The following is a 4,871-nucleotide window of genomic DNA, read 5'->3' on the forward strand; positions in this document are numbered from 1 at the left end:
AGGAAGGTGTCGTGGTAGTCGAGCTCGCGCACGGCCACGCCGTTGGCCCACGCCGCCCACTCGGGGCTGGTGCGCTTGTCGAGCGGGGCGCCGAACACGGTTGCGCCAGCGCCGCCGGTGGAGGCCGGGTGGCTGAAGGCCTGATCACGAGCGGCCTTGATCGGGGCACGAGTGAGCGATGCGGCGGCGACGGATGCGTTGTCGATGATGCGGTTGATGACCATGTCGACGACGTCTGCGCCGACCTCGACCTCGTCAGTGGCGACCTCGGCGATCTTCCATGCCAGCTGCTGCTCGCGGGGCAGGTCTTCTTCGCTCTTGTAGACGCGCACGTGGTGGTTGACGGTCATGATTGTCCTTCTTTCAGGGAATCGAGGATGCTCGTGAGAGCGTTGCGCAGGTGCACGTGAGTGGCATGCGCGGCGAGGTCGCCATCGCGTTCGGCGAGGGCTTCGGCAATGAGCCGGTGCTCTGACACCGATGCGGCCAGGCGGGTCTGGTTATCGCGCGACATGCGCCGCACGCGGACGAGGTGGGTGCGCACCGTGCGCAGCGCCGAGGCGATGTAGTCGTTATCGACGGCGGCGTCGACGGCGGCGTCGAAGCGAGCGATGAGTGCGTAGTAATTCTCGCGGCCCGTCTTGAGTTCAAGGGATGCTCCGACAGCGGCGAACTCTGAGGCGAGGGCCGCGAACAGCTCGGCATCGCCGCGGTCGGCGGCCAGGCGCGCAGCTGACTCTTCCAGCGCGCGGCGGATCTCGAACAGCGAGCGGATGTCGTCAGCATCGACGCCGGCGACGACCGTGACGCGCGGAGACTGCTGCTCGACGAGGCCGTCGGCGCTCAGCTGCTGCAGCGCTTCGCGCAGGGGTGTGCGGCTGACGCCGAGGCGCGCTGCCTGCTCGACCTCGGCGAGCACGGTGCCCGCGGCCAGCGCGCCGGATTGGATCTCATCCAGAAGCGTCGCGTAGGCGCGGTCGCTCGCCCGGGTGCGTTCCGCAGGGGTGGTGCGCTCGACGGTGGTGCTCACAGGGCCAGTGTATACACAAATAACCATTGCGGGCGATGGGTGCACCACATCTCCGTGGAACGTATACAGTCGCGAACTGTTCGCCTGACAGGAACAGCCGGGATATCGTGACCTCATGCCTACTCCCCCACCCACCGGCGGATTCGCACGCGACGGCGTCGTCGTGATCGGCAGCGTCACCGTGGATGTGACGACCTTCTCTGCGACGTTGCCCGCGCGCGGCGAGACGATTCTCGGCAACGATTTCACGATGTTCCTCGGCGGCAAGGGCGCCAATCAGGCGATCGCGGCCGGTCGCGCCGGTGCACGCACAGCGCTGGTCGGATGCGTCGGCGCCGATCTGTTCCGTGAGGTCGTGGTCGACGGCCTCACCGAAGCAGGTGTCGACCTCGCGCACCTGCGCACGGTTCCCGGCCCCACTGGCGTCGCTCATATTCGCGTGGATGCCTCGGCGCAGAACGACATCGTCATGGTGCCGCTGGCCAACGCGCAGCTGAGCGCCGAGCAGATCGACGATGCTCTCGCCGCCCTGGCCCCGACGACGTCGGTGCTGCTCACCCAGCTCGAGACGCCGTCGACGCTCGCCGCTCACATCGCCGCCCGGGGCCGTGATCACGGGATGACCGTGATTCTCGACCCCGCTCCGGCCGTAGAACTTCCGATCGAGGTGTGGCAGAACGTCGACATCGTCACGCCGAATGAGACCGAAGCATCAGTGCTCAGCGGCATAACGGTGACGGATGCCGCGGGCGCCGAACAAGCCGGGCGCTGGTTTCTCGCACAGGGCGCCCGTGCCGCCGTCATCACTCTCGCTGAGCAGGGCTCGTGCGTGGTGACGGCCGACGGCGCGCAGCTCGTGCCGCCGATCCCTGTCAAGGCCGTCGACACCACGGCAGCCGGCGATGCCTATGCGGGCTACCTCGGTGCTGCCCTCGCACGAGGTGCTTCGTTGACCGATGCCGTGCGTCTGGCCACAGCCGCGGGGGCACTGACCGTCACGACTCCCGGCGCATCGCCGAGCCTGCCGCACAGCCGTGATGTCGATGCGCTCCTGGCCAGCGACATCACGAGACAGTGACGGCCGTCCGGTCCAGACGGTCTGAGCGTTCGGCCGCTCTCAGCCTCACAGTTCGACGAGATTCGCCTTCACCGCGTGAATGAGAACCTGCACACGATCTCGAACGCCCCACTTGGTGAAGATTCGGCTGAGCTGAGTCTTGACCGTGGCTTGCGAGAGATGGAGCTCACTCGCGATCTCTGCATTCGACATGCCCTTCGCGAGCAGCAGAACGATCGATTGCTCACGCTCGGTCAGCGCCTCTCCTTCGTTTCCCAACCGAGAAAGATCGCTTCTGCCTGCCCGCACCGCCTGGATGAGCTCATCGGTCACCTGTGCCGACAGCACGGAACGCCCCTCGTGCACGTCGATGATCGCAGCGACGATCTCTTCGGGTGGTGTGTCCTTCACGACGTATCCGGCCGCACCAGCCTGAAGCGCTGACACGACATAGCGCTCGGTGGAGAAAGTCGTCACGGCGATCACATCCGTATCGGGAAGCTCAGACGTGATCTCCCGGGTCGCCTCGATGCCGTTCATAACCGGCATCCGCAGATCCATCACGACCACGTCCGGCCGCAACTCCCGGCTGAACTCGACCGCCTCGAGCCCATTCGAGGCTTCGCCCACAACCGATATACGGTCGTTCGCACTGGCGTAGGCGCGAAGCGCATGGCGTACGAGCGCTTCATCATCGGCGATCAGCACGCGAATCGAGGACATGTTTTCAGCATGACACAGCGCTCCACTGCGATGACGACGAAAGTTGCGCAACGTTAAGATCATTGGTTCTCGTGCCAGTCGAGAGGAACGAGTAGCGTGCCGAGCAACCCTGTGCGATGGCCGCGCAGGAAAATCACGAAGGGCATGTCGTGTTCACACTGCATCTCATCCCGTCCGTCTCGACCGGAACCCACCCTGCGATCTTCGAATGGCTCTGCCACGCTCTCAAGATCTGCCAGTGATCCCCCCTCGCACACTCCCCTCTCGCACATAATGGGGAGATGGGGGCACGCCAACGGTTCGCTCAGGCGATCGACCTGAACGCCATACCGCGTGAGCGGTTCTTCGGCTCGACGCCGATGCCGCGCGCATCGAACATCGCGCTGATCACCATCGTCGCCCTCGCCCTCATGACGATCGGTGTTCTGCGCCTCACCGACCGCAGCGGATGGACCAGCGCCAGCCTCATCGACGTCGGCCTGCTGCTGGTGATAACTGTGTTCACGCGGTCACCACCGCTGGCAGCAGGTCTGCTCTTGCTCGGCGGGATCATCGCCCTGCGCGTCGATGCGGGCGGCACATACGCTCTCGCGCTCGCGGTCGTCGTCGGCCTCGTCGTCTACACCTGCAGCGTCTGGCTGTCCAGCGTGTATGCGTTCGCCGGCATCGGCTGGGCGATCACGTGGCACCTGGTCGATGAGTCCTCATCCCAGCAGGGCATGATCTCGACAATCATCATCGGCATCGCCTCGGCGCTGATCGGCATGGGGTTGCGCGCCAGCCGCGCACACCACAGGAACCTCGTCGCCGATAACGCCCGACTCGCCGAAGAATCAGCGGCCGTGCTGCGAGCCGAGCGAGAACGCATCATCGACGAGCTGCACAATATCATCGCGCACGACATCACTATCGTGCTCATGCACTCGCATGCGCTCGAGCTCTCACCCGACAACGCACACCGCGCACGCTCGACCCGTGCCATCATCGACTCGGCGACCCAGGCGATGACCGATATCCGCCGAATGATGCATTTCGTGCACGGAGATCTCAGCGTCGGGGGCGATGAAAACGCCAGCACCGTCCGTGACGTGACCGGTGACGTCATTCACCCCGACAACCTGGTCGAGGCGCTGTCCTCCTTGCGCAGTCGGCTCGAAGCCTTCGGCACCGACGTGCAGGTGACTCACCCCGACGCGACCCCGGCTGTGTCGCATACAGTGCTGACGACGCTGATCCATGTCGCCAACGAAGCCACCACCAACGTTCTCAAGCACGCCGTCGGATGCTCCACAGTGCGTATCGCCATCACCACGGCGGACGACACGGTGACGCTGTCGGTATGGAACTCCTCAGACGGCGCTGACGACTCCCGGGTGACGTCGGGCGGGTACGGCCTGCGCCGGGTCGCAGACCGCGTGTCAGGCTTGGGCGGCACACTGCGCACCGGTCCCAGGGACGACGGATGGGAACTCGTCGCGACTCTCCCTCGCCTGTAGATCATCTCAGGCGCGGACGCGCAGCGCACCACCGAACAGCGCAGCCAGCGTCCACGCGCCAGCGACCATGACCGCTGCCCACGTTCCCTCGCCGGCGGCGAGGGCGCCCAGGTGCTCTGCTGGAAGCGCCCGCAGCACCGTGTGCATCGCATGGCCCGGCTCAGCGCCGCCCAGTGCGCGGACCACGATCGGCGCTACCCAGACGATCGTGACGACGATCCCGATCGCCGCCAGCGTGTGCGGCACGAGCCAGACCACTCCGTGGGCGAGACCGACGACGAGCGCCATCGTCAGCAGCATCCCGGCCGCACGAGACAGCGACAGCCCGGCCGAAGCGAATGGGGCCGTCACGCCGGATGCCGCGCTGATCCCGACGACCACGAGAGTGCAGATCGCGAGTGCCACCAACCCCACCACGGCGCCCCCGCACACCAGCACACACAACCGGGCGAGGAAGGTGCGGCCGCGCCGAGGCGTACCGAGGTTCGTCAGATGCCGAGCGCCTGAGGCCCGCTCCGCACCGGTGATGTCGATCGCGATCGCGCCGACCAGCAAGGCGAGAACC

The 4,871-nt window shown here is 66.1% G+C and carries 6 protein-coding genes; 2 read left to right on the forward strand and 4 right to left on the reverse strand.

The features are described 5' to 3' along the window. A partial coding sequence (locus tag Q1J95_RS14385; RefSeq protein ID WP_300268768.1) for an MmgE/PrpD family protein occupies positions 1-350 on the reverse strand: 350 nt, incomplete at its 3' end. After that, complete coding sequence (locus tag Q1J95_RS14390) at positions 347-1,030, reverse strand: GntR family transcriptional regulator (RefSeq protein ID WP_300268771.1); 684 nt, start codon at positions 1,028-1,030, stop codon at positions 347-349. The genes Q1J95_RS14390 and Q1J95_RS14385, both read right to left, overlap by 4 nt. A 115-nt stretch (positions 1,031-1,145) precedes the next feature. Here Q1J95_RS14390 and Q1J95_RS14395 point away from each other — a divergent pair, with 115 nt between their 5' ends. Beyond that, positions 1,146-2,108, forward strand: coding sequence for a ribokinase (locus Q1J95_RS14395; RefSeq protein ID WP_300268774.1), 963 nt, complete (start codon positions 1,146-1,148; stop codon positions 2,106-2,108). Between the two features lie 45 nt (positions 2,109-2,153). Here Q1J95_RS14395 and Q1J95_RS14400 read toward each other — a convergent pair whose 3' ends face one another. Next, positions 2,154-2,810: a response regulator transcription factor gene (locus Q1J95_RS14400; protein ID WP_300268776.1), complete on the reverse strand. Its 657-nt coding sequence runs from the start codon at positions 2,808-2,810 to the stop codon at positions 2,154-2,156. 281 nt (positions 2,811-3,091) lie between these two features. Here Q1J95_RS14400 and Q1J95_RS14405 point away from each other — a divergent pair, with 281 nt between their 5' ends. Beyond that, positions 3,092-4,306 (forward strand): histidine kinase, encoded by a 1,215-nt coding sequence (locus Q1J95_RS14405; protein ID WP_300268779.1) that lies wholly within the window; start codon positions 3,092-3,094, stop codon positions 4,304-4,306. 6 nt (positions 4,307-4,312) lie between these two features. Here the strand turns inward: Q1J95_RS14405 and Q1J95_RS14410 are convergent. Then, positions 4,313-4,871 (reverse strand): hypothetical protein (locus tag Q1J95_RS14410; RefSeq protein ID WP_300268781.1); only part of this gene is annotated, 559 nt, incomplete at its 5' end.

Source organism: Microbacterium sp., from assembly GCF_029263575.1.
Taxonomy (GTDB): domain Bacteria; phylum Actinomycetota; class Actinomycetes; order Actinomycetales; family Microbacteriaceae; genus Microbacterium.